22 protein-coding genes and 2 pseudogenes are annotated in these 23,011 nt (G+C 70.8%); 10 read left to right on the plus strand and 14 right to left on the minus strand.

Features of this window, described 5'->3' with window-relative positions; genetic code table 11:
* Positions 1–41: 41 nt before the first annotated feature.
* Positions 42–899: pseudogene (locus ACZ5WE_RS31100) on the plus strand (ABC transporter ATP-binding protein); the annotation flags it as partial.
* Between the two features lie 533 nt (positions 900–1,432).
* The gene (locus ACZ5WE_RS31105; RefSeq protein WP_467688175.1) at positions 1,433–2,101 is read left to right on the plus strand and encodes an ABC transporter; all 669 of its coding nucleotides are present in this window, start codon (positions 1,433–1,435) and stop codon (positions 2,099–2,101) included.
* A gap of 42 nt (positions 2,102–2,143) precedes the next feature.
* On the opposite strand, the gene ACZ5WE_RS31110 is transcribed toward ACZ5WE_RS31105, so the two are convergent.
* Together ACZ5WE_RS31110 and ACZ5WE_RS31115 are read right to left on the minus strand one after the other, a co-directional pair.
* Positions 2,144–2,332: a hypothetical protein gene (locus tag ACZ5WE_RS31110; protein WP_467688173.1), complete on the minus strand. Its 189-nt coding sequence runs from the start codon at positions 2,330–2,332 to the stop codon at positions 2,144–2,146.
* Between the two features lie 10 nt (positions 2,333–2,342).
* Positions 2,343–3,215, minus strand: coding sequence for a polysaccharide deacetylase family protein (locus ACZ5WE_RS31115; protein ID WP_467688171.1), 873 nt, complete (start codon positions 3,213–3,215; stop codon positions 2,343–2,345).
* 534 nt (positions 3,216–3,749) lie between these two features.
* Between ACZ5WE_RS31115 and ACZ5WE_RS31120 the strand changes: the two genes are divergently transcribed.
* Positions 3,750–4,379: a TetR-like C-terminal domain-containing protein gene (locus tag ACZ5WE_RS31120; RefSeq protein ID WP_467688169.1), complete on the plus strand. Its 630-nt coding sequence runs from the start codon at positions 3,750–3,752 to the stop codon at positions 4,377–4,379.
* On the opposite strand, the gene ACZ5WE_RS31125 is transcribed toward ACZ5WE_RS31120, so the two are convergent.
* Positions 4,376–5,065: an alpha/beta fold hydrolase gene (locus tag ACZ5WE_RS31125; protein WP_467688167.1), complete on the minus strand. Its 690-nt coding sequence runs from the start codon at positions 5,063–5,065 to the stop codon at positions 4,376–4,378. The two genes, ACZ5WE_RS31120 and ACZ5WE_RS31125, sit on opposite strands and share 4 nt — an antisense overlap.
* Before the next feature lie 141 nt (positions 5,066–5,206).
* Positions 5,207–6,538 (minus strand): MFS transporter, encoded by a 1,332-nt coding sequence (locus tag ACZ5WE_RS31130; RefSeq protein WP_467688165.1) that lies wholly within the window; start codon positions 6,536–6,538, stop codon positions 5,207–5,209.
* 119 nt (positions 6,539–6,657) lie between these two features.
* Here ACZ5WE_RS31130 and ACZ5WE_RS31135 point away from each other — a divergent pair.
* Together ACZ5WE_RS31135 and sph are read left to right on the plus strand one after the other, a co-directional pair.
* Positions 6,658–7,065, plus strand: a pseudogene (locus ACZ5WE_RS31135) (TetR family transcriptional regulator C-terminal domain-containing protein); the annotation flags it as partial.
* A gap of 207 nt (positions 7,066–7,272) precedes the next feature.
* Complete coding sequence (gene sph / locus ACZ5WE_RS31140) at positions 7,273–8,268, plus strand: sphingomyelin phosphodiesterase (RefSeq protein ID WP_467688163.1); 996 nt, start codon at positions 7,273–7,275, stop codon at positions 8,266–8,268.
* A gap of 64 nt (positions 8,269–8,332) precedes the next feature.
* Here sph and ACZ5WE_RS31145 read toward each other — a convergent pair whose 3' ends face one another.
* Positions 8,333–9,697, minus strand: coding sequence for an alkaline phosphatase PhoX (locus ACZ5WE_RS31145; RefSeq protein ID WP_467688161.1), 1,365 nt, complete (start codon positions 9,695–9,697; stop codon positions 8,333–8,335).
* Between the two features lie 94 nt (positions 9,698–9,791).
* Positions 9,792–10,886, minus strand: a complete 1,095-nt coding sequence (zapE, locus tag ACZ5WE_RS31150) for a cell division protein ZapE (RefSeq protein ID WP_467688159.1) — start codon at positions 10,884–10,886, stop codon at positions 9,792–9,794.
* A 37-nt stretch (positions 10,887–10,923) separates the two neighbouring features.
* On the opposite strand from zapE, the gene ACZ5WE_RS31155 reads away from it, so the two are divergent.
* The 4 genes from ACZ5WE_RS31155 to msrB all read left to right on the plus strand — a co-directional run bounded on the left by ACZ5WE_RS31155 (position 10,924) and on the right by msrB (position 14,273).
* Positions 10,924–11,709 carry a pyrimidine reductase family protein gene (locus ACZ5WE_RS31155; RefSeq protein WP_467688157.1) on the plus strand — a complete coding sequence of 262 codons (786 nt, stop codon included), beginning with the start codon at positions 10,924–10,926 and terminating at the stop codon, positions 11,707–11,709.
* A 145-nt stretch (positions 11,710–11,854) separates the two neighbouring features.
* Positions 11,855–12,328 (plus strand): indole-3-glycerol phosphate synthase, encoded by a 474-nt coding sequence (locus tag ACZ5WE_RS31160; protein ID WP_467688155.1) that lies wholly within the window; start codon positions 11,855–11,857, stop codon positions 12,326–12,328.
* 93 nt (positions 12,329–12,421) lie between these two features.
* The gene (murC, locus tag ACZ5WE_RS31165) at positions 12,422–13,816 is read left to right on the plus strand and encodes a UDP-N-acetylmuramate--L-alanine ligase (protein ID WP_467688154.1); all 1,395 of its coding nucleotides are present in this window, start codon (positions 12,422–12,424) and stop codon (positions 13,814–13,816) included.
* Positions 13,817–13,865: 49 nt separating this feature from the next.
* Entirely contained in the window at positions 13,866–14,273 is a 408-nt protein-coding gene (msrB, locus tag ACZ5WE_RS31170) for a peptide-methionine (R)-S-oxide reductase MsrB (protein ID WP_467688152.1), read from the plus strand.
* A gap of 76 nt (positions 14,274–14,349) precedes the next feature.
* Here the strand turns inward: msrB and ACZ5WE_RS31175 are convergent, their stop codons facing one another.
* The 3 genes from ACZ5WE_RS31175 to ACZ5WE_RS31185 form a co-directional block, all read right to left on the minus strand.
* The gene (locus tag ACZ5WE_RS31175) at positions 14,350–15,678 is read right to left on the minus strand and encodes a M28 family metallopeptidase (protein WP_467688151.1); all 1,329 of its coding nucleotides are present in this window, start codon (positions 15,676–15,678) and stop codon (positions 14,350–14,352) included.
* Between the two features lie 251 nt (positions 15,679–15,929).
* On the minus strand, positions 15,930–16,391 hold the full coding sequence (locus tag ACZ5WE_RS31180) for a hypothetical protein (protein WP_467688149.1): 462 nt from the start codon (positions 16,389–16,391) through the stop codon (positions 15,930–15,932).
* Between the two features lie 98 nt (positions 16,392–16,489).
* Positions 16,490–16,900: an organic hydroperoxide resistance protein gene (locus ACZ5WE_RS31185; RefSeq protein WP_361054176.1), complete on the minus strand. Its 411-nt coding sequence runs from the start codon at positions 16,898–16,900 to the stop codon at positions 16,490–16,492.
* A gap of 103 nt (positions 16,901–17,003) precedes the next feature.
* Between ACZ5WE_RS31185 and ACZ5WE_RS31190 the strand changes: the two genes are divergently transcribed.
* On the plus strand, positions 17,004–17,519 hold the full coding sequence (locus ACZ5WE_RS31190) for a MarR family winged helix-turn-helix transcriptional regulator (protein ID WP_467688147.1): 516 nt from the start codon (positions 17,004–17,006) through the stop codon (positions 17,517–17,519).
* Positions 17,520–17,533: 14 nt separating this feature from the next.
* On the opposite strand, the gene ACZ5WE_RS31195 is transcribed toward ACZ5WE_RS31190, so the two are convergent.
* From ACZ5WE_RS31195 to ACZ5WE_RS31215, 5 genes are all read right to left on the minus strand, one after another.
* A complete protein-coding gene (locus ACZ5WE_RS31195) occupies positions 17,534–18,529 on the minus strand; it encodes an ABC transporter substrate-binding protein (RefSeq protein WP_467688145.1) in 996 nt (331 codons plus the stop codon).
* Positions 18,530–18,545: 16 nt separating this feature from the next.
* On the minus strand, positions 18,546–19,325 hold the full coding sequence (locus tag ACZ5WE_RS31200; RefSeq protein ID WP_467688143.1) for an ABC transporter ATP-binding protein: 780 nt from the start codon (positions 19,323–19,325) through the stop codon (positions 18,546–18,548).
* Between the two features lies 1 nt (position 19,326).
* Entirely contained in the window at positions 19,327–20,466 is a 1,140-nt protein-coding gene (locus ACZ5WE_RS31205; protein ID WP_467688141.1) for a FecCD family ABC transporter permease, read from the minus strand.
* Between the two features lie 201 nt (positions 20,467–20,667).
* Positions 20,668–22,176, minus strand: a complete 1,509-nt coding sequence (locus ACZ5WE_RS31210; RefSeq protein WP_467688140.1) for an MFS transporter — start codon at positions 22,174–22,176, stop codon at positions 20,668–20,670.
* Positions 22,173–23,000, minus strand: coding sequence for a Rossmann-like domain-containing protein (locus ACZ5WE_RS31215; RefSeq protein ID WP_467688138.1), 828 nt, complete (start codon positions 22,998–23,000; stop codon positions 22,173–22,175). The genes ACZ5WE_RS31210 and ACZ5WE_RS31215 overlap by 4 nt, the downstream gene beginning before the upstream one ends.
* Positions 23,001–23,011 lie beyond the last annotated feature (11 nt).

The following is a 23,011-nucleotide window of genomic DNA, read 5'->3' on the forward strand; positions in this document are numbered from 1 at the left end:
TCTCCCTGCCCGCCGGGAGCCCCCTGCGCGAGGATGGGGGCATGGACAGTGATCTTGCGGGAGCCGCGCTGCGGCTCGACGGGGTGGGGCGGCGCTATGCCATGGGCGGGCCGTGGGTGCTGAGGGACGTCCGGTTCGGCATACGCGCGGGCACGCTGGTGCGGATCGAGGGCGCGAACGGCACCGGCAAGTCGACCCTCCTGCGGCTGCTCGCCGGGATCGACGCTCCGACCGAGGGCCGCGTCGTCGGACGGCCCCGCACGGCGTACGTCCCTGAACGCTTCCCCGCGGCACTGCCGTTCACGGCCGCCGGGTATCTCACGCACCTGGGCCGCATCCACGGCTTGGCGAAGAGCGCGGCAGCGCGGGGCGCGGAGGAGTGGCTGGAGCGCTTCGGGGCCGCGAGTTACGCCCGTACGCCCCTGTCGGAACTGTCCAAGGGCAGCAGTCAGAAGGTCGCCGTGGCCCAGGCGCTCCTCGCGGCGCCCGAGCTCCTTGTCCTCGACGAGGCGTGGACGGGCCTGGACGCCGCGGCCCGTGACGAACTCGACCGGGCCGTCGCCGAGAGGGTCGCCGATGGCGGCGCCGTCGTCTTCGTGGACCACGACCCGCGGCGGCTCTCGGGGGCGGTCGATGTGACGTACGCGGTGGTCGACTCGGCGGTGAACGCCCGTACCCCTGACGGCATTCCACCGGAATCCACCGCGCCGGAAGGCCCTTCGGTGGTGATCGAAGCGCAGGGGCCGCCGGGTGCCGCGCCGCCCTCCGTGCCGGGTGTCGTCACCGGACACTCCCCGGAGGGCGCACTGCGGCTGACGGTGGCGGCGCCCCACTCGGACATCGCGCTGCGGGCGCTGCTGACTGCGCGTCCGCCTTGGCACGTGGTGTCGGTTTCGGCGTCGGTGCCGGCTCAGGCGTCGGGGGCGGAGTCGGGGTCGGGGTCACGGTGGGCGTCGGGGTCTGAGTCGGCGCCCGCGGCGGAGTCGCGTCCGGCATCGGGGTGGGAGTCGGCGTCGGAGTCGCGTTCGGCATCGGGGTCGGGGTCGGGGTGGGCGTCGGGGTCTGAGTCGGCGCCCGCGGCGAAGTTGCGTCCGGCATCGGGGTGGGAGTCGGCGTCGGAGCCGCGGTCGGCGGCGGAGTCGCGTTCGGCGTCGGCGTCGGGATCGGGGTGGGCGTCGGGGTCTGAGTCGGCGCCCGCGGCGGAGTCGCGTTCGGCATCGGCATCGGGGTCGAAGCCGCGGTCGGCGACGGAGCCGCGTTCGGCGTCGGCGTCGGGGTCGGAGCCGCGGTCGGCGATGGAGCCGCGTTCGGAGTCGGAGTCGGAGTCGGGGTCGGAGCCGCGGTCGGCGATGGAGTCGCGTTCGGCGTCGGTGTCGGAGTCCCTCCCGGGAGTGCCATTCGCCACCCCCGAGGACGGCGAGGTGCGCGGCCGATGAACGCCCTGCTCGGATACCAGTCCGCCCTCCTCCTGCGCTCCCAGCGCTGGCTCGCCCCCGTCATCCTGTACGCCGCGTTCCTTGCCGTCGGCGTGCAGAGCGGGCAGCCGGTCCTCGACTCCCTCGCGTACGCCGCCGCGGCGCTGCTGCCCGTCGCCGCCTGGCTGGTACGGATCTGCGTCACCAACGAACCGCCCGCCGCCCGCAGCTGCTCGGCCGCTGCCGCCGGGCCCTGGCGCGCTCAACTGGCCTGTCTGCTCTCCGCGTTCCTCGCCACGGCCCTGCTCGGCGCCGTCGCCACCGTCGTCGTGGCGGTGATCAGCGACCCGGCGAGCACCGATCACCGTACAGCCGTGGACCCGCTGGCCGCGAGCGGTGCGGGGCTGCTCGCGATGCTGGTGAGCGCACTCATGGGCACGGCCATCGGCGCTGTCACGAGTTGGCCGCTGACGCGCTCGCCGGGCCGGGCGATCCCGGTGATGCTGCTCGCCTCGCTACTCGCTCTGGTGACCACGGGCTCCCCCGGGAGGGCGGCCATGACCGGGCTCGTCACGGGGTCGCGGGACGGGGTGGTGCCGGTGCTGCTGCTGCCCGTCGCGGGGGCGGTGGTACTCGCGGTGGCGGCAGTGGGGACGGCCTGCGGGCTGGCCTCGCGCAGGGGCTGAGCGAGCGGCATCTCGGTGCCCGGCATCTCGGTGCCCGGCGGCTCAGCCCGAGCAGGCCGCGCGCTGTGCCTCGTGCCACTCGCACACGGGGCACAGCGTCACACCCTGGTGCGATTCCGGGTACTCGGTGGGCTCGCGGCACAGCACGCACTCGGCGAACGGGCCCGCTTCGGTGTCGGCGGCCTCGGCGGCCTCGGCGGCCTCGGCGGTGTCGTCGGCGGCGTTGTCCATGCAGGGCAGCCTAGCCGCGCGAGCGAGAGGCCCCCGCGGCCCTGATCTGCTCCGACACCCGGACGAACCGGAAGCCGCGCTCGCGCAGCTTCGGGACGATCGTCCGCAGGGCACGCTCCGTCGCGGGGGCCGCGCTGCGGGTGCAGTGCATGACGACCACCGAGCCGGGCCGCACCCCGTCGAGCACCTGCCGGGCCACCGCGTCGGCGTCCGTAGCGAAAGCGTCGCCGCTCACCACGTCCCACTGCACGGCCGTGACACCGCCCGGAGCCAGTGCGCGCAGCGCCCGCTTGTCGTAACAGCCGCCGGGGAAGCGGAAGTACGGGACCTGGCGCTCGACGCCCGCCTTGCGGAAGGCGGCGAAGGCGCGCTCCACGTCGGCGCGCATGCGGGAGGCGGGGACGGTCGGCAGGCCGTAGCAGCGGTCGGTGAAGGCGTAGTGGCTGTACGAGTGATTGGCGACCTCGAAGAGCGGATCCCGGCCGATGTCCTTGGCCTGCGCCGGGTACTCCTCGGCCCACCGCCCCGTCATGAAGAACGTCGCGGGCACTTTCAGCCGGCGCAGCGTCGACACCAGTGCCGGATTGTCGAACCGCTCACCCGCCGCGGCGCGTGGCCCCTGGTCGGCGGTCATGTCGGCGTCGAAGGTGAGGGCGACGGCGGGGGCGGCGGACGCCGGGGTGCGGGGGGCGTTCTTGAAGACGGGGGTGAGGCCCGCGGGGCCGGGAGCGAGGGTCGCGGGGCGGGGCGGGGCGGATGCCGTGGGGCGCGCGGTCTTGTCGCGGCTGCCCGGTGCTGGGTCCGTGCCGCAGGCGGCGAGTGCGGCGATGGTGAGGGCGGTCAGGGCGCAGGCGGCGGTCAGTGTCCGTGTCGGGGTGATCATCTGGCGAACGTATCGACATAAAAAGGACAAACCGCCGAAGGTGGCGGCCGCGCTGCCCAGCACTGCCCCGGACGGCCGAACCGCCCGCCGCGCCGCTGACGTACCTGCCGCCGAGTCGGCGCGAGCGGGTCGAGGACCCCGCCGACCGGGCGCCGACCTGGCCGTCGGCAGTCCGCGCGTCCGTCAGTGGGAGCCCAACTTCCTTACGGACAAGCCTCGTTCGTCGGATGCGATGAGCGCACCCTTCCAGCTCTCCATCATGAGAAACCCCCGGATCGTGGTCTGCCTGGTCGTGGTCTGCCTGGCCTGCTTGGCCTGCCTGGCCTGTTCGTGGCATCGCTAATGCGCGTCAAGAAGCATTAAGATGCGCTCACGTTAGCGAGAGGCAGGCCCTTCGCGCAACGCGAGGCCCGCAGGAACGCCTCGGCCGGTCGGTCAGCCGGCCGATCGCCCGCCCGCCCGAGGCCGATGTGCCCGAGGCGGAGGTGAAGGTGAAGATCCGGAGCGCAGTACACGCGCAGTACATTGGCGCCGATGACTGAGCGACCCCCACCCGGCTCGGCCCGCCCAGGCGGGCGGACGGCCCGTACGCGCACGGCGGTCCTCGCCGCTGCCCTGGACGAGCTCGACGCGGCAGGGTTCAACGCGCTCTCGCTGGACAAGCTCGCCGCGCGCTCCGGCGTCCACGTGTCGACGATCCGCCGCCGCTGGCGCACCGCCGAGGGTGTCGTCGTCGACCTGCTGGCCCAGCACAGCACGACGATCCCCACACCGGACTCCGGCGACTTCCGCCGGGACCTGCACGAACTGGCCCAGGCCATCTCCAACTTCCAGGCGGTGCCCCGTAACTACAACCTCATCGAAGGCATCGTGGCGGCGGCCGCCCACGACTCACGCATCGCCGACATCGTCCGCGGTGCCTTCACGGCACGCACCCAGCACGTCGCACAGCTCGTGAGCCGCGCCGTCGACCGCGGCGAACTCCCCCCGGACACCCGGGCCGAGGAAGTCATCGCGGCCCTGAGCGCACCGTTCTACTACCGCCTCCTCATCCTCCGCGCGCCCATCGACGACCGACTGGTCCACACCAGCGCCGAAGCGGCCTTCCACGCGGCGCACGCCGGTGTTTTCCACGAGCCCCGGTCACCCCTCGCGGCCTCCTAGACCCAACCGTCCAGCGACCCCATGTACGCGTCGAAGTCGTCGCGGTGGATGGTGTGTCCGGCGCCCTTGACCGTCCGTACCTCGAATCCGCGCCGCTCCAACTCTCCCTTCAGCTCGTCGGGCACGAGGAAACTGGGGTCCGCGACCTGCACAAGCGACGGGACCGTCGGCGCGGCGGGTGTGCGGTCGAGGGCGTTCGGTCCGGAGAGGGCGAGGGCGGTGTCCGGGTCCCAGGCGGCCAGTGTGGCGACCTCGACGTCGAGGTCGGCCTCCTCCCAGCGGGGGTTCAGAGTCGCGATCGTCGTCCGGGTCGCGTTCCGGAACTCGACGAAGACGGAGGGGTCCACGCCCGCCGCGCCGAGTGCCCACGCCGGGTCGGAGTAGACGGCCCGTACCGGTGCGAGCCGCTCCACCGCCAGGGCGAGCGCTATCCCGCCCAGGGAGTGCCCGACCGCGAGTTCAACGCCGCTCGGCAGTGTGTCGACCAGGTCGTCCGCGAAGACCTCCGGGCTGTACGCGCCGCGCCCGCTCGCCCCGTGCCCGCGCAGGTCGACGCCTATCACCCGGTAGCCCTTGTCGGCGAGGGCGGGACCCACGCGGCGCCAGGTGCGGTGGTCCGACATGATGCCGTGGACCAGGACGGCGACGCGGTCGCCGGTGCCCCATTCGCGGGTGTTCAACTTCATGGTGATGGCCTGCTTTCTTGCATCTTTGCCGACGTTCGTGCCGACGATTGCTGGCGTTCTTGCTCTTCTTACGTGAAGTACCGCCGTGAAGTAATGCCGTGAAGTACTGCCATGAACCACCCGCGCCCGGCCGCCGATTGCTCAGCGCACGCCGCGTATCGGGCGGACCGAGAGCGCGCCCAGGACGGACAGGACGGCACCCGCGATGAAGAGGGCCGTGTAACCGCCGCCGTCACTGCCTCCGCAGAGCGAGACGATGACCGACGCGACGAACGGGGCCAGGATCTGTGGGCCGGCCTGCGCCATGTTCAGGACGCCCAGATCGCGGGCCGCGTCATCGGCACTCGGCAGGATCATGGATACCAGCGCGTTGTCGACGGCCATGAAGCAGCCGAAGCCGAGGCCGTTGAGGGCGGCGAAGATGATCATCGCGGTCCAGTTCGGCGAGACGGCGGGGATGACGAGGGCGACCGCTGAGATCGCCGCGGAGGCGGCGACGAACAGCTTGCGCCGGTCCATCCGGTCCGAGAGCACGCCGCCGACGACGGTGGACACGGCCATCGTGACCGCGTTGATGGGTGCGAGGACGGCGACGGCGTCCTCGGGCTCCATGCCGGACGGCAGGTCGATGTGGTCCTGGAGTATGTAGAGCTGGTAGCCGAAGACACAGAAGTAGCCGAGCACGAGCAGCGCGCGCCCGATGAACGCCCAGCGGAAGTCGCGGTGGCGCAGGGCGCCGAGGAATGCTGCGAACTGCTTCTTGAGCGGGATCGACGCGTGCGCGTCCGACTTCTTCCGCGCGGGCGACTTCTTCTGCGCGGGCGACTTCGGCTTCTCCCGGGCGAAGGCGGTGAACAAGGCCGCCGCGAGCGCCACGAACAGACCGAGCACCAGATATCCGGTGCTGAGGTGGTCGGCGAACGCCGAGCCGACGAGCGCGCCGAGCGTCGACCCGATCGGCAGCCCGATGCCGACGGCCGCGGACGCCCTGCCACGGGCGGCGAGCGGCACGCGGTCGGGGACGACCGAGGTGAGCGCGGCCTGGAAGACGTTCATCACGGCCTGCCCCAGACACCAGGCGATCGTCACGAGCAGCACGGTCTGGACCCCGCCGAGCAGGGCCATCGCGCCGACGGCGGCTATGCCGCCGCCGAGTATCCAGGGATTACGGCGTCCGCTGCGGTCGGAGAGGGCGCCCGCCACGGGATTGAAGATGGTGGCGAAGACCGCGCTGACCCCGCTGACGAGGCCCAGCATGGCGACCTTGTCGGCCTTGTCGATGTGCTCGATCTGGAGCGGCAGCAGCACGCTTCCCACGCCGACGTAGAGCGCGTACATCGCGGTGTTGGCCAAGGTCAGGAGGGGCATGAGGCCGCGGGGGGCGCGGGGCGGGCCGTTCCCCTCGTCGTCGGGGCGCGGGGCCTGGGTCGTGGCGGCCGGGGGCGGCTGGTCCTGGTGAGCGGAAAGGGCCACGTTGCCCTCCTCCTCAGAAGGTCGGTCGTGATGACCGAGAGGGTAGGTGACACGTGTAACTTGACGTGTCAGTGCAATTCCTAGCACCCACCCCACGCCCGCACCAGAGCCGCGGCGGTGAATCGGCAGCCGAACTCGGTGCAAGCTGGCGTGACTTGGGCCTGGACGCGGTGTTCGCCTACAACGACGAGTACGCGATGCTCCTGATGCGGGCCCTGCAGGACGCCGGCATCGTCGACGAGGCGGAGGGTCGCGGCTGCTTCGCGATCAACGCGGCTGTCGAGATCGCCGGGCTCGACCCGGAGGTCAAGGACGCGGTGCGGCGCAACTTCGACCGGGTGGAGGAGGAGCTGCGCGCGGTCGTGACGGCCGGCAGGCGCACGGGCGAGCTCCGGTCGACGGCAGACGCGCGGACCGTCGCCCGCCGGGTGCAGAGCACGTACTACGGCCTGCGCGTCCTGGCCCGCGTACAGGACGACCGGCAGGCGCTGCTCGACACGGTGGAGAGCACGCTCGCTGATCTGTGATCACCCGGCCGCCCCAACGTCGCCCGGTTCCGCGCCACTTGAGTGCTGCCAGTCCTGCCGGGTCGCACAGAATCGTCGCGTCCCCGCCGCGGGATCTTTGTTCACGTGGCGTATCCCCAGAAGTAATCGCGGCTGATTGGATATGCGACGCCCGCCCGATGCGACGCGCGCCCGATGCGACGCCCACCCCCACTCTCAGGAGATTCAGTGCCGCACCCAGCGCTGCGCAGGACTCACGCCGCCGCGATCACCACGGTGCTCGCCGCGGCCACGCTCGCCGCCGTAGCTCCGTCCGCGACCGCCGCCGACGCGCCTGCCGCCTCTGTCGACACTCCCGCACTCAAGGTGCTCTCGTACAACGCGTTTCTCTTCAGCAAGAACCTCTACCCGAACTGGGGCCAGGACCACCGTGCCAAGGTGATACCGGCCGCGGACTTCTTCCAGGGCAAGGACGTGGTCGTCCTCCAGGAAGCCTTCGACAACTCCTCGTCCGACGCGCTGAAGGCCAACGCCGCGAACCGCTACCCGCACCAGACCCCCGTCATGGGCCGGAGCAAGGACGGCTGGGACGCCACCGGCGGCGCGTACTCGGCGGTGACCCCGGAGGACGGCGGAGTGACCGTCCTCAGCAAGTGGCCGATCCAGCGCAAGGAGCAGTACGTCTACAAGGACGCCTGTGGCTCCGACTCGTACTCCAACAAGGGCTTCGTCTATGCCCAGTTGAACGTCAACGGCGCGAAGGTGCACGTCGTCGGCACCCACGCCCAGTCCACCGACCCGGGCTGCGGCTCCGGCGAGGCGGCCGCGACGCGTGCCCTGCAGTTCAAGGAGATGGACGCCTTCCTGGATGCCAAGAACATCCCGGCGGCCGAACAGGTCATCGTGGCGGGCGACTTCAACGTCGACTCCCACAGCGGCGAGTACGCCTCGATGCTCGCCGACGGCGGCTTCGCCCCCGCCGACGGCCGCAGTGGCCACCCGTACTCCTTCGACACCCAGGACAACTCCATCGCGTCCGAGCGCTACCCGGACGACCCCCGCGAGGACTTGGACTACGTGCTGCACCGCAAGGGCCACGCCCGCCCCGCCACCTGGCGCAACGAGGTGGTCAAGGAGCAGAGCGCGCCCTGGACGGTCTCCAGTTGGGGCAAGCGGTACACGTACACCAACCTGTCCGATCACTATCCGGTGATCGGGTCCTAGATTCCCGGCCCGGTGGGGCGCGGCAGCCCGCGACAACGGGCCGCCGCGCCCCCGTCGTGCGGGGTCAGGTCCGGTGCCAGGGCCCCGTCACCGCGAACGTCGTGCCGGGCGTGTAGCAGTTGACGTACATCGTGTCGTGGTCCGGTGAGAACGAGACGCCCGCGAACTCGCCCCACTCGGGCTCCTCGGGGGTGCCGATGTTCTGCCGGCCGCGGGCCATCTCGTAGACCTCACCCCGGCGCGTCAGGCCGTACACGTGCTGTGCGCCGCCTCCGTCCTCGGCCACCATCAGGCCGCCGCTGGGCGCGAGGCAGATGTTGTCGGGGGACTCGCCGGGCAACTGGATGTCGGTGCTCGGGCCGAAGACGATCACCAGGGTGAGGCGGCGCTTCGACGGTTCGTAGCGCCAGATCTGCCCGAAGTGGTCGGCCGCCGAGCCCTCCGCGCTGTGCGCGAAGGACGACACGAAGTAGACGGAGCTCCCGCCCCAGTAGCAGCCCTCCAGCTTCTGCGCGTGCGTGATGCCCTTGGGACCGAAGTCCTGGAGCCGGATGGGGGTTTGGGCGGCGAGCGGGTCCGGTACGTCGACCCACTCGATGCCCGTGAAGCACGCGCCCGTCTCCTGGACCGCGGACAGGTCGGGCACGCCCGGAACGCGCATCGCCTGCAGCCTGCCGCCCGCACGGAGCGAACCGCGGCCGCCCTCGGGCTTCTTGGGCAGGAAGCGGTAGAAGAGACCGAAGGGCTTCTGGAAGGCGTCCTCGGTCTCGTAGACCACGCCCCGCCTGGGGTCGACGGCGATCGCCTCGTGCTGGAAGCGGCCCATCGCGGTGAGCGGCACGGCTCCGGTGCGGCGCGGGTCGACGGGGTCGACCTCGAAGATGAAGCCGTGGTCCTTGGTGTAGCCGTTCGTGCCGGCCTTGTCCTCGGTCTCCTCGCAGGTCAGCCAGGTTCCCCAAGGGGTGCGCCCACCCGAGCAGTTGACCGCGGTACCGGCGATCGCGACGCGCTCGCTCAGGACGTTGTTGTGGCGGTCGAGCGCGAGCGCCGTACAGCCGCCCTTGCCCATCGGGTCGTAGGTGAGGCCCTTGACCGTGGGGACGGGAACTCTGCCGTCCTTGCGGTTCTCGTGGTTGCGGACGAGGTGGACGCCGCCGCGCTTGCCGCGGAACGCGTCCATGCCGTCGAAGTTGCTCGGCACCTTGCCCTCACCGGAGGACAGATCGCCGCCCTCCCGCGAGAGCACCTTGTAGCGGAAACCTTTCGGCAGATCGAGCAGCCCGGCGGGGTCGGGCAGCAGCGGCCCGTATCCGGCCTTGCCCTGCGCGGCAGCGCTCCCCGCGAAGAGTTCCGTGAGAGCGCCGGTGAAGGCGATTCCCGCACCCACCGCACCGGTACGGGCTAGTACTTGACGTCGAGTCGTGGACATAAAGGGTCGACCTCCTGCTGGCGGACAGGAACATGACCGGATGTGTGTACCACGCGCCCAGGCGTGCGGGAACCACGCGCGTAGCGGTGAGTCGCTACGGCTTCACGAGGCTCTGCGCGTCCCGTGCGAGCGCCGTGAGCCGGGATATCGCCCGGAAGTACTTCTTCCGGTAGCCACCGTTCAGCATCTCCTCGCTGAACAGCTGGTCGAAGGGCACGCCCGACGCCAGTACGGGCACCTCGCGGTCGTACAGGCGGTCGGCGAGTACGACGAGGCGCAGGGCGGTCGACTGGTCGGGGACGGGCGTGACATCGGTGAGGCAGACGGCCTCGAGCCCGTCGGTGAGCGCTCCGTACCGGCTGGGGTGGACGCGCGCGAGGTGGTCGAGCAGCTGCGGGAAGTCGTCGAGGCTCGCGCCGTCGGTCGCGTACGCGGTCTTGGTGACCTGCTCGTCCGAGTACGGAGCGGGTGCTTCCGGAAGTCCCCGGTGGCGGTAGTCGTCGCCGTCGATGCGCAGCGACTTGAAGTGGGTGGCCAGGCCCTGGATCTCGCGCAGGAAGTCGGCGGAGGCGAACCGGCCCTCGCCGAGCTTGCCCGGCAGCGTGTTCGAGGTCGCGGCGAGTGCGACGCCCTCATCGACGAGCCGCGCGAGCAGCGAGGAGACGAGCACCGTGTCGCCCGGGTCGTCGAGCTCGAACTCGTCGATGCAGAGCAGCCGGTGACCGCTGAGAGTGCGCACGGTCTGCTGGAAGCCGAGCGCCCCGACCAGGTTCGTCAGCTCGACGAAGGTGCCGAACGCCTTCTGCTCGGGCGCGGCGGGCGTCGCATGCCACAGGGAGGCGAGGAGGTGGGTCTTGCCCACGCCGTAGCCGCCGTCGAGGTAGACACCGCGGGGCCCCGTGGGGGCCGCGGGCTTGGCGCGGCCGAACCAGCGCTTCCTGCCCGAGCCGGACGCGTGCGCCCCGCCGAGCCCGGCCGCGAAGCCGCTCAGGACCCGCACGGCCTCGGTCTGGCTCGGCTGGTTCGGGTCCGGTATGTACGTATCGAAACGGACGGAGTCGAAGCGCGGCGGCGGCACCATCTCGGCGACCAGACGGTCGGCGGGGACATGGGGCTCGCGGGCGCACAGCGACAGGGGAGCCGCTTCGGCTATGGGGCTCTGCCCGGAGGCGGCGGTGGAGGACGACACGGTCCCTAACTCTAAGCGCCGTGCAAGACTGCTGGACATGCGACGCCTGTTCCCTGTGACCGACCAGACAGACGAAACATCCGTACGAGCAGACGAGACATCAGTACGAGAGTGGGAGCTCGGGGAGCTCGCCGACGCGTACGCCTACCCTCCTGGCGACACCCCCTGGCTGCGCGCCAACATGGTGTCCACGCTCGACGGGGCGGCCCAGCACGACGGCCGGTCGCACCCCATCTCGAACGCCACGGACATGCGGATCTTCGGCACCCTGCGCGCGGTCGCCGATGCCGTGGTCGTGGGTGCCGAAACGGTACGCCAGGAGGGTTACCGCCCGGCACGCGCGCGTGAGGCCTTCGCCGAGCGCAGGGCTGCGGCCGGGCAGACGGTGGTGCCCGCGATCGCCGTGGTCAGCGCGAGCCTCGACCTGGATTTCACCCTTCCGCTTTTCACCTCGCCCCCGGTGCCCACGCTCGTGGTGACCGGTGCCGCGGCGCCCTCCGACCGGGTCGCGGCGGCCGAGAAGGCGGGCGCGGTGGTGGTGGTCGCGGGGGAGGGCGCCGTGGTCGAGCCGGAGCGGGTCGCGCCCGCCCTGGCCGAGCGCGGCCTGACCCGGCTGCTCACGGAGGGCGGGCCCCGGCTGCTCGGCCAGTTCGTGGCGGCGGGGGCCCTGGACGAGCTCTGTCTGACGGTGTCCCCGATGCTCACCGCGGGGGACGCGCAGCGGATCGCCTGGGGGTCCGCTGTGGCGGTGCCGGAACGATTCGTACTGGCCTCCGTACTGGAGGAGGCCGGGTTCCTCTTCACCCGATACCGTCGAACCTGACAATCAGCGGAATCAGCCGTTCCGTTTCACTTCCGTTGGGCACACTAAAAGTCGCAGACCCCGTGCGGCCACGGGGCAGGATGGTTTCCGCAGGGGCCTGCCGAGACAGACTCTCGGCAGCCCACGGATGAGAAGGGCGCCTGTCGTGTTCACAAGCGTATTGATGATCGAGAAGGCCCTGACCTCCGCCGACGTGGAGTTCGTCACCACCTTGCACGGCGACGAGACGGTCACCTTCCGGGTGCTGCTCCAACCCCGCGGCGATCAGGCGGACCGCCTGCTTCGGGCCATCGACGACGTGGCTCTGGGGGAGCTCGACGAGGCGGCGAAGGAAGGGGACGTCCCCGAGGGGCAGGACGCCACGGCCCCCGCGCAGAAGGCGCTCGCGGTCTCGCTGACGGCGCTGCGCGCCTCGGGCTGCGAGGCAACCGGACGGCTGATCGAGGACCACCCCCTCGACGCGCTCAAGCAGCTGGTCGACGAGGCGAACGCGGACGAGGTCATCGTGCTGACCGACCCGCACTACGTGGAGGAGTTCTTCCACCGGGACTGGGCGTCTCGTGCCCGGCACAAGGTGGGCGTACCGGTCCTGAAGCTGTTCTCGCACACGGAGGACTAGGAATTAGGCTGGGCCGGCCCAGTTACTAGGCTGGACCCCGCCGGGCCGCACGGCCCGGCGCGTTCAGTCGCCGTCACACCTGGAGAAGAACCTATGGCACCCGGCCTTCCCATCGCCATGGACCGACCGCACTTCATCGGCATCGGCGGCGCCGGAATGTCGGGCATCGCAAAGATCCTCGCCCAGCGTGGCGCCAAGGTCGCCGGCAGCGACGCACGGGAGTCGGCCACGGCCGAGGCCCTGCGGACCCTGGGCGCCACGGTCCACATCGGCCACGACGCCGCGCACCTCGCGTCCGACGCGACCTGCGTGGTCGTCTCCTCCGCGATCCGCGCCGACAACCCCGAGCTGGCCCGCGCCACGGAGCTCGGCATTCCGGTTGTCCACCGCTCGGACGCGCTCGCCTCCCTCATGGAGGGACTGCGTCCGATCGCGGTGGCCGGCACGCACGGCAAGACCACGACGACGTCGATGCTCGCCGTCACCCTCTCCACCCTCGGCCTCGACCCCTCGTACGCGATCGGCGGCGACCTGGACGCGCCGGGCTCGAACGCGCTGCACGGCGACGGCGCGATCTTCGTGGCCGAGGCGGACGAGAGCGACCGCAGCTTCCACAAGTACGCGCCCGAGGTCGCCATCGTCCTGAACGTGGAGCTCGACCACCACGCCAACTACGCGTCGATGGACGAGATCTACGAGTCCTTCGAGACCTTCGCCGGCAAGATCGTCCCCGGCGGCACCCTGGTGATCGCGGCGGACCAGTCCGGCGCGGCCGAGCTGACGAAGCGCGTGCGCGAGGCGGGTGACCTGAAGGTCGTCACGTACGGCGAGTCGGAGGGCTCCGACCTCCGCATCCACAAGATCACCCCGCGCGGCCTGACCAGCGAGGTCACGGTGATCCTGAACGGCAAGTTCCTGACCTTCACGGTCTCGGTCCCCGGCCGCCACTACGCCCACAACGCGGTGGCCGCCCTGGCCGCGGGCATCGCGCTCGGCATCCCGGCGCACAACCTCGCCTCGGCCATCGGCTCGTACACCGGCGTCAAGCGCCGCCTCCAGCTCAAGGGCGAGGCGGCGGGCGTCCAGGTCATCGACTCCTACGCGCACCACCCCACGGAGATGACCGCCGACCTGGAGGCGATGCGCTCCTCCGCGGGCGACTCGCGCATCCTGGTCCTCTTCCAGCCCCACCTCTTCTCCCGCACGCAGGAGCTGGGCAAGGAGATGGGCCAGTCCCTGGCTCTCGCGGACGCCTCCGTGGTTCTCGACATCTATCCCGCGCGCGAGGACCCGATCCCCGGCATCACCAGCGCCCTGATCATCGACGCGGCCGTGGCGGCGGGCGCCGACGTGCGCGCCGTGCACGACAAGACGGAGGCCGCGGCGGTCGTCGCGGGAATGACGCGGCCCGGCGATCTCGTTCTCACCATGGGAGCGGGCGACGTCACGGACCTCGGCCCGCAGATCCTGTCAGAGTTGTCGAAGTAGCCGTAGCAGTCGTAGCAGTCGAAGCAGTCGAAGTAAGGGGTTCAGTCTCATGTCGTACGACGTCGAGAAGCCGGACGAGCAGTGGCGCGCGGAGCTGAGCCCTTCGGAGTACGCGGTGCTGCGCCAGGCGGGCACGGAGCCCGCGTTCGTGGGTGAGTACACCGACACCAGGACCAAGGGCGTCTACTCCTGCCGCGCGTGCGGCGCGGAGCTGTTCACCTCGCAGGAGAAGTTCGAGTCGCACTGCGGCTGGCCGAGCTTCTTCGACCCCAAGGACACGGACGCGGTCGAGCTCCTCCAGGACACCTCGCACGGCATGACGCGCACGGAGGTGCGGTGCGCACGCTGCGGCTCGCACCTCGGTCACGTATTCGAGGGCGAGGGCTACGCGACTCCGACGGATCAGCGGTACTGCATCAACTCGATCTCGCTGACGCTGGCGCCCGAGGAGGGCTGAGCGGCGGTTCACGCCATCGGGGCCCGGCAGCGGAAGAATGCTGCCGGGCCCCGACGCGTGTCCGATCCGGAACGTCTCAGAACGTCAGCTTCCAGCTGTTGATGTAGCCCGTGTCCTGCGCCGCCACGTCCTGCACGCGCAGCTTCCAGGCGCCGTTCGCCGGCTCGCTCGACGCGTTGACCGTGTACGTCGCGATGACGTTGTCCGCCGAGTCGTTGCCGCTGGAGTTCTTCAGACGGTACGCCGTGCCGTCGGGGGCCAGCAGGTCGACGACCACGTCTCCGCGCCAGGTGTGCCGGATGTCGACGTCCGCCCTGAGGGTGGCCGGGGCGTTGCCCGTGCGGCCTGTCACGTTCACCGTCGAGGTCACGGCCGCGCCGTTGTCAGGGATGGCGACGTCCGTGGTGTTCTCGTACGAGTCACCGGGCGGGACGGGGGTCTCGGTGCCGAGGGTCCAGACGGCGTGGGCGATGGCGTCGCTGTTGCGGTCCAGGGCGGTGTCGTTGATGTTCGACGTCGTGTCGCACGACGAGTGGTAGCAGCGGTCGAAGGCCTGGCCGGCCGTGCCGCCCCACTTCTGGGCCTGGGCGCTGGACTTCGTACGGCTCGCGCCGGTGAAGAGGCCGCCGACCGGGATGCCCACGTTCTTGAAGCTGGCGTGGTCGGAGCGGCCGTCGCCCTCGGTCTCTATCTCCGTGGGCACGTTCAGGCCCGCGTAGTAGTCCTTGAAGGTCTTCTCGATCGTGGGGTCGTCGTCGTAGACGAAGTAGCCCGGGTTCGGGGAGCCGATCATGTCGAAGTTGAGATAGCCGGCGACCTTCGAACGCTCCGTCGAGGGAAGGTTGTTGACGTAGTACTTCGACCCGACCAGACCCAGCTCCTCCGCGCCCCACCAGGCGAACCGCAGATGCTTCGTCGGCTCCAGCTGCGCGCGTGACACGGCGAGCGCCGTCTCCAGGACGCCTGCCGAGCCCGAGCCGTTGTCGTTGATGCCGGGGCCCGAGCTGACGCTGTCGAGGTGGGCGCCCGCCATCAGGACCTTGTTCGGGTCGCCGCCAGGCCAGTCCGCGATGAGGTTGTAGCCGGTGGCGCCGCTCGAGGTGAACTGCTGCACGGTGGTGGTGAACCCGGCCGCGTCCAGCTTGGCCTTCGCGTAGTCGATCGAGGCCTTGTAGCCGGGGCGCCCATGGGCGCGGTTGCCGCCGTTGGCCGAGGCGATCGACTGGAACTGGGAGAGGTGCGCCTTGACGTTGGCGAGCGGGATGTCGGGGGCCGCGAGCGTCGGGGACGGGGCCGCGAGGGCCGCGGGCGCGGTGGCGGCGAGCAGTCCGGCGGCGGCGAGCGTGGCGACACCCGCGGTGGCCCGTCTCAGGGCGCGGGGTATGGCGGGTCTGGAGATTCTCATGTGGGGCTCCGAATTCCGAACAGCGAGGGGGACGGAACGTACTGACGCCCTGCGACGCGGTGCCGCAGGGCGCTGGAGCTGTACTGGGTCGTGCTGGGCTGAACCGAGATGTGCTGAGGTGTGTGGCGCGAAGTGCGTTGCCTGATATTGAGGGGGCGTCGACTCGCCGTCAAGGGAGGAAACCGGTCAGATGCCGGTCAGCCAGATTCGGATATCGGACACCGCCTCATGGCCCGCGTACGGGCTCCGGCTCAGTCCTCTTCGGGGGTCTCCGGACGCAGCAGCGGGTGCTTCACGCCCGGGAACACCCGGGCCTTGATCACCGGCTCGCCGGACGCGCCCTGGACCACCGTCTCGGCGATGCCCCACGGGCGGCCCGGCAGGACGACGAGGATGGTGTACGAGGAGGCGCAGCCCATGCAGTCGTAGCGGTCCGCCCAGGTCTCGACCTCGGTGCGGCTGCCGGGATAGCGGGCCACGTGGCGGTGGCGGGCGTGGCAGCGGTCGCACTTCTCGCCCGGCTCGCAGGTGCCGCCGCAGGGACACGGCACGTCCAGGGTCTCGGCCGGCTGCCAGCGCTGCGTGACGACCGCCTCGCGGGTGGCGCCCATGTCCTTCATGGCCTTGAGGTTGCGGGCAGCGACGTTGTACGACTCGCCGGTGGACGTCATCCGGTTCCGGATCACGTCCTTGCGTCCGCGGTTCGTCGTCATTCTGGGCCTCCTGGGGTTCACGCAGCCCACCAGGAGGCCCATGAGATCGGTCCCTCTACGGTACCCGCCCGTCGGGGGCGACCCCGAACCCCGCCGGGCTACTCGATGACGAGCTCGACCTCGATGTTGCCGCGCGTGGCCTTGGAGTACGGGCAGTACGCGTGTGTGGCCTCGACCAGCTGCTGCCCGGTCTCGCCGGCCAGGGAGTCCGGCAACTCCACGCGCATCACGACCGCGAGCCCGAAGCCCGCGTCATCCTTGCCGATGGAGACCTCGGCGGTCACCGAGACGTCCTTGGTGTCGACCTTCATCTCACGGGCGACCGCCCCCATCGCGCTGGCGAAACAGGCCGCGTACCCGGCGGCGAAGAGCTGCTCGGGGTTGGTGCCCTGTCCGTTGCCGCCGAGGGCCGGGGGCATGGCGAGCGCGAGGTCGATCTGGCCGTCGGAGCTGACGGCGCGGCCCTCGCGGCCGTTGGCGGTGGCGACGGCGGTGTACAGCGCGTTCATGGGGTGTCCTCTTCCCTCGGTTGTCCTCGGTGGCTCTGACGTAAGAGTTGCACACAACTTAGTTGCGCACAACTTAATGGCGTGTGCCAGGTACTCTGGACCCATGACGTCATCGCCGACCGCCGAACCCACCGGACGCGAGCTGCCCGACGTGCCCGAGGCGCCCGACGCGCTCAACGTGCCCGACGCCGAGCTGCTCCGCCTCGACCACCAGGTCTGCTTCTCGCTGCACGCCGCCTCGCGCGCCTTCGGCGGCGTCTACCGCGATGCCCTCAAGGACCTGGGCCTCACCTACCCCCAGTACCTGGTCATGCTGGTGCTCTGGGAACAGGGCCCGCAGCCCGTCAAGGCGATCGGCGAGCGGCTGCGCCTCGACTCCGGCACGCTCTCGCCGCTCCTCAAGCGGTTGGAGACGTCAGGCCTTGTCCGGCGCGAGCGCAGCGCCGCCGACGAGCGCTCCGTCACCGTCCGGCTGACGGATGCCGGAGTCGAGCTGCGCGAGCGGGCTCTGCCCGTCCCGCGCCGGATCCTCGCCTCGACGGGCCTGACGGTCGAGGAGGTCCTTGCCCTGCAGGGGCTCCTGGGCCGTCTCACGGGCTCACTGGACGAGGCTCACTGAGGGCCCGGTCCGCGTCACCGCTTCAGCTCCCGCACGTACTTCCCGAACTTCTCCAGGCCGTCGATGTTGCGCGGCCCGCTGATGCCCTCGTTGTAGTCGAGGACGAAGAAGTTGTTCTTCTTCACGGCGAGCAGTTCCTTGGTGTGCGGGGACTTCTTCAGGAAATCGATCTTCTTCTTGGCGGGCATGTCGCCGTAGTCGAAGATGATGATGACCTCGGGCTCGGCCTCGGCGACGGCTTCCCAGTTCACCTGGGTCCAGCGCTCGTCGAGGCCGTCGAAGACGTTCTTGCCGCCGGCGGCCTTGATGATGTCGTTCGGCGGGACCTGGCTGCCCGCCGTGAAGGGCTGATCCGTGCCCGAGTCGTAGAGGAAGACGGGCACCCGGTCGCCCGTGGGCGCCTTGGACTCGACGGCGGCCACGCGCTTCTTGAGGCCGCCCACGACCTCGTCCGCCTTCTTCTCGACCTTGAAGATCTTGCCCAGGCGGTCCAGGTCCGAGTACAGGGCCTTGAACGGGGTCACTTTCTCCGGGTACTTGGGGTAGTTGAAGCAGCTCTCCGTGTGCATGAAGCTCTGGATGCCGAGCTTGTCCAGGATCTGCGGGGTGATGCCACGCTGGTCGCTGAAGCCCGAGTTCCACCCCGCGACGACGAAGTCGGACTTGGCTTCCACGACGAGCTCCTTGTTGAGCAGATCGTCGCTGAGCATCTTTACCTTGGCGTACTCCGACGCCCAAGGGGACTCGCTCACCGGCGGGTTGGCCGGAGGCATCACGTAACCGTGGACGTGCTTCGTCAGGCCGAGGCTGAACATCTTGTCCGCACTGCCGCCCTCGTAGACCACCGCACGCTGCGGGGTTCTGTACGCGACCGGCTCACCGCAGCGTTTGACGGTGACCTTCTCTGAGGCGCCGGCGGACTCGGAGTCCGAGTCGACCTCCGCGCCGCAGCCGCCGAGCAGCAGGGCCGCCGCGAGCGCCGATCCGATGGTGGTACGTGTTCTGGGCATGGTCTGGCGGTGCCTTTCAAAGGGGAGTGGAAGGGCTGAGCGCGTAGAGGAGTTGGGGGTCGCCGGTCAGGGGGTGGATGATCACGCTGGCCTTGACGCCGAACACCTCGTCGACGAGACCCGTGGTGAGCACCTCCTCCGGCGTACCGGCGGCCACCAGCGCGCCCTCGGAGAGCACTCCGATGCGGTCGCACGCGGCCGCCGCGAGGTTGAGGTCGTGCAGGACCACGAGGACGGTGAGGCCCGAGCCCTTCAGGAGCGAGAGGAGCTCTATCTGGTGGCGGACGTCGAGGTGGTTGGTCGGCTCGTCGAGGACGAGGACCCGGGGCTCCTGGACCAACGCCCGCGCCAGCAGCACACGTTGGCGTTCGCCGCCCGACAGGGTGAGTACGCCGCGGCCGGCGAGGCGGGTGAGGTCGAGTCGAGCCATGGTCCGCGCGCATAGGTCGCGTTCGCGGGCGCCGAGTGACTGGTTGCCGCGCAGATGGGGCGCGCGGCCCAGGGCGACGACCTCCTCGACCGTGAAATCGAGGTCCACCGCGCCGTCCTGGGCCATCGCGGCGACGACCTGCGCGCTGCGGCGTGGCGTCAGGCGGGAGAGGTCGTCGTCGCCCACCCGGACCACGCCGGAGCTCGGGCGCAGCGCGCGGTAGACGCACTTGAGCGCGGTGGACTTGCCGCTGCCGTTCGGGCCCACCAGGCCCACGATCCGGCCGCTGCCCACCTCCAGGGACAGGTCACGGACGAGGAGCTTGCCGTCGATCGTCACGGACAAGCCGTCGAGTGCGAGTTCCATCTCAACGGCCCCCGAACATATAGCCTTTGCGCCGCATCAGCGCGACGAAGACCGGCACTCCGACCAGCGCCGTGATGACCCCGAGGGGTAGCTCGCGCGGCGCCACGAGCGTGCGCGAGACCAGATCGACCCAGACCATGAACACCGCTCCGACCAGCGGCGCGACGGCGAGCACGCGCGCGTGCGCGGCGCCGACCACCATGCGTACGAGATGGGGCATGACCAGGCCGACGAAACTGATCGCGCCGCTGACGGCGACCATCACCCCGGTGATCAGCGAGGCGAGCAGGAGCAGGCCCTTGCGGTGCCGGTCGGGGCTGATGCCCAGGCTCGTCGCGGTCTCGTCGCCGAGCGCCAGGACGTCCAGCGCCCGGCTGTACCGGTGGAGCACGGCGAGGCCGAGCAGCACGCAGGCGGCCACGACGGGCAGGGCGCCCCAGCTCGCCGCGCCGAAGCTGCCCATCGTCCAGTACAGGACCATGCTGGTCGCCTCGCTGTCCGGCGCGAAGTAGATGATCACGCTCATCACGGCCTGGAAGCCGAGCGCCATGGCCACGCCCGTCAGGACGAGCCGCAGTGGCGAGAGCCCGCCGCCGCGGCTCGCCGAGGCGACGTACACCAGAAGGGAAGCGGTGAGCGCCCCGATGAAGGCCCCCGCCGACACGGCGTAGATGCCGAGTGCCGCGAGACCTCCGGTGACCGTGACGGCGACAGCGCCGACCGAGGCTCCGGAGGAGACGCCGAGGACGAACGGATCGGCGAGTGCGTTGCGCACCAGCGCCTGGATGGCGACGCCGACCGCGCTGAGTCCGGCCCCCACAAGCGCCGCGAGGAGCACGCGAGGTGTGCGGATCTGCCACACGATCTGATACGTCGTCACTTCGCCCGCGTCGATGCTCCCGCCAGTCAGCGCCGCCCACAGCAGCCGGGCCGTGTCGCCCGGCGTGACCACGGCGGAGCCGAGGCCGATGGCCACGACGACGGAGGCGAGCAGGGCGAGGAGGAGCACGGCGCAGATCCCCGCGAGCCCCGCTCGTGAGGCGATCCGGTTCCGGGCGCCCTTGGACGGGGGGTCCGGTGGGGGTGCGTCGGGGGCCGGGGCGAGGGCTGCCGTGGGGGAGATCGCGGGCGGCGGGAGCATGGCGGTCGGTCCTCTCAAGTCGGTCCGGGCTCAGGCGGATTGAGCACAGCGGGCCGGGGCCCATGGGCTGGTGGCCCGGGTTGGGGATGGGCTGGGGTGAGGCCGTCGCCCGCCAGGGGGAGGGGAGGCCCCGCCCCGCCAGGGAGCAAGGGGAGGCCCCGCTCCCTGGCGGGGCGGGCGCGGACGGCGGCTGGGGGGGCGCTAGATGGCGGCCCCGGCTCCCTTCCCCGGTCCGTCCTTGCCCGGTCCGTCCTTGCCCGGTCCGTCCTTGCCCGGTCCGTCCTTCCCCGGACCGCCCTTCGGGGGGCCCTCCTTCGGGGGGCCCTCCTTCGCAGGGCCGTCGCCCGTCGGGTCCCGGTCCGCCGGGCCCTTGTCCGAGGGATTCCGGCCTGCCGGGCACTCGCCTGAGGGGTCCTGATCCGCCAGGCCCTCGCCCGGGTCCCGGTTCGCCGGGATCTCCTCCACCGGTCCCGCCCTCAGCACGAGCATCGCGGCCACCAGTGCCACGAGCACCAGTGCCCCGAAGGCCACGGCTGTCCCCGGATATCCGGCGAGTCCGAGGCCGAGGCCGCCGAGGCCGGCGCCCACGAAGACGCCGAGGCTCATCCCCGCGGCGTTCACGCTCAGGGCCGCGCCGCGTTGTGTGCCGCAGCGCCGGACGAGCAGGCTGACCACGCACGCGGCCACGACCGCGTGACTCGCCGCGTGCAGGGACGTCATCGCGAGCGCGAGCGGCAGCCAGCGCGTGAAGTAGAAGCCCACGACCGAGACGAGTGCGGCCACCAGACCGATCGCCAGCATCCGTTCGGTGCCGATCCGCGGCTCAGCGGAGTTCGTGACCCGCCCCGTGAGGAGGTTGCTCACGAAGAACGACGCGCCGCTGAGTGTCCAGACGAACGCGAAGAGCCCGGGGTCGAGTTGGAACCGGTCGTCGTAGTAGGCCGCCAGGTAGGAGAGGTAGCCCATGAACACAGCCGTGCGCAGCAGGGCGATGAGCAGGAGGGGGACGACTCCGGGGATCGTCCCGAGCGCCTTGAACGAGGCTATGTAGCCCAGGCGTTGGGTGCCCTCCTTCTCCTCGACCGGCTTGTCCTTGCCGTGCACGAAGAAGATCGCGGCGAGGAGCAGCGACACTCCGGTCACGGCGAACAGGTCGCCCTGCCAGCCCCAGAGCAGCGCGGGCAGCGCGATGACCGGCGCCGCGAGCATCGCCGTCATCGACTGCGTCGCCGTGACGAGCGTCGCCGCGCGTCCCGCTGCCTTACCGGAACCGAAGCGGTCGGCGGCGGCCGCGGTCAGTGCCGGGTTCAGCACCGACGTGCCGGCGCCGACAAGGAGGCAGAACACGGCGAGCAGGATGAAGTCCCCGCTCGCGCCGAGCGCGGCGGATACGCCGAGCGCGGCGAGACCGCCCGCCGCGGCCCACTCCTTGCGCACCCGGTCGATGAGCGGCGCCAGCGCCGTGCCCACCAACAGGGCCGCGAGTCCGCCGAGTCCGCGCAGGCCGCCCAGGGTGGCGACACTGCTGTCGGCGTCCTTGGCCATGGGGACCAGATACGTGCTGAAAACGGTGAACGGCAGCAGGCCTACCGCGGACGCGACCAGGACGGGCCACAGCGTGCGGGCCATGCGCAGATCGCCCGGCAGGGCTTCCTCAGCGGCATCCGACGACGTAGAAGTCCGCGCGGTGACCTTGGAGTTGACGCTCACGCCGCCTCCTTGTAGCGGTAGAGCGACGTCTCGTCGGCGCTGAACTGCGAGAACGCGAAAGGCTCGGCGGAGAGCCCGGTGACCCCGGCGGGCAGGAAAGCGCGGGCCACCGCGCTGCCGCTCTGCGCGTACACCACCAGCGGCACCTCGTGCTCGCGGCAGTGCGCGAGGATCAGGTCGAAGGTGCCGTTGCTCAGCGTCATGCCGGTGGCGACCACCGCGTCGGCCTCCTTGAGCACCTCCGTCATGTCGTCGGTGATCCGGTCGCCCCACTGGGTCGTACGGAGATTGAGATCGCAGGGCAGACAGACGCCGCCCCGCTCACGTATCGCCGCGACGAGGGGGTTGACCACGCCGATGAGCGCGACCTTCGCGCCCGGCTCGATGTCGAGCAGCCCGGCGATGGCGGCGTCGCGGGCCTTCGCCCTGACCTCCGGGGTGCCGGTGGGCAGCGTGACACGCTCGGCATCGGAGGCGTCCCGGTGCGGTTGCACCTGCGCGAGATAGGCGTCGAGCGCGGCGACGCGGACGGGCGTGGACTCGGCGCGCAGCAGCTTGTCGAGGCTGTGGCCCGAGGCGTTCTCGCAGAAGTCCGGGGCGAGTTCACCGGCTTCGAAGGAGCAGGCGCCGAACGCCGTGCCGACCCGGAGCAGCAAGTAGTGGTTGTGGTACGTCACTTCGCTGCCCGCGAGACGGGTGGTGTTGTAGAGCCAGAACGCGCTGGTGACGGAGAGGTCCTTGGGGTCGGGGCCGTACGCGCCCGCAAGGACGGCGTCGATGAGCTCCGCGACGTTGTGGGGTGTGCGCGGATCGGGGTGTGACATGGGGAGTTCTC

Source organism: Streptomyces sp. NPDC033180 (assembly GCF_055577645.1).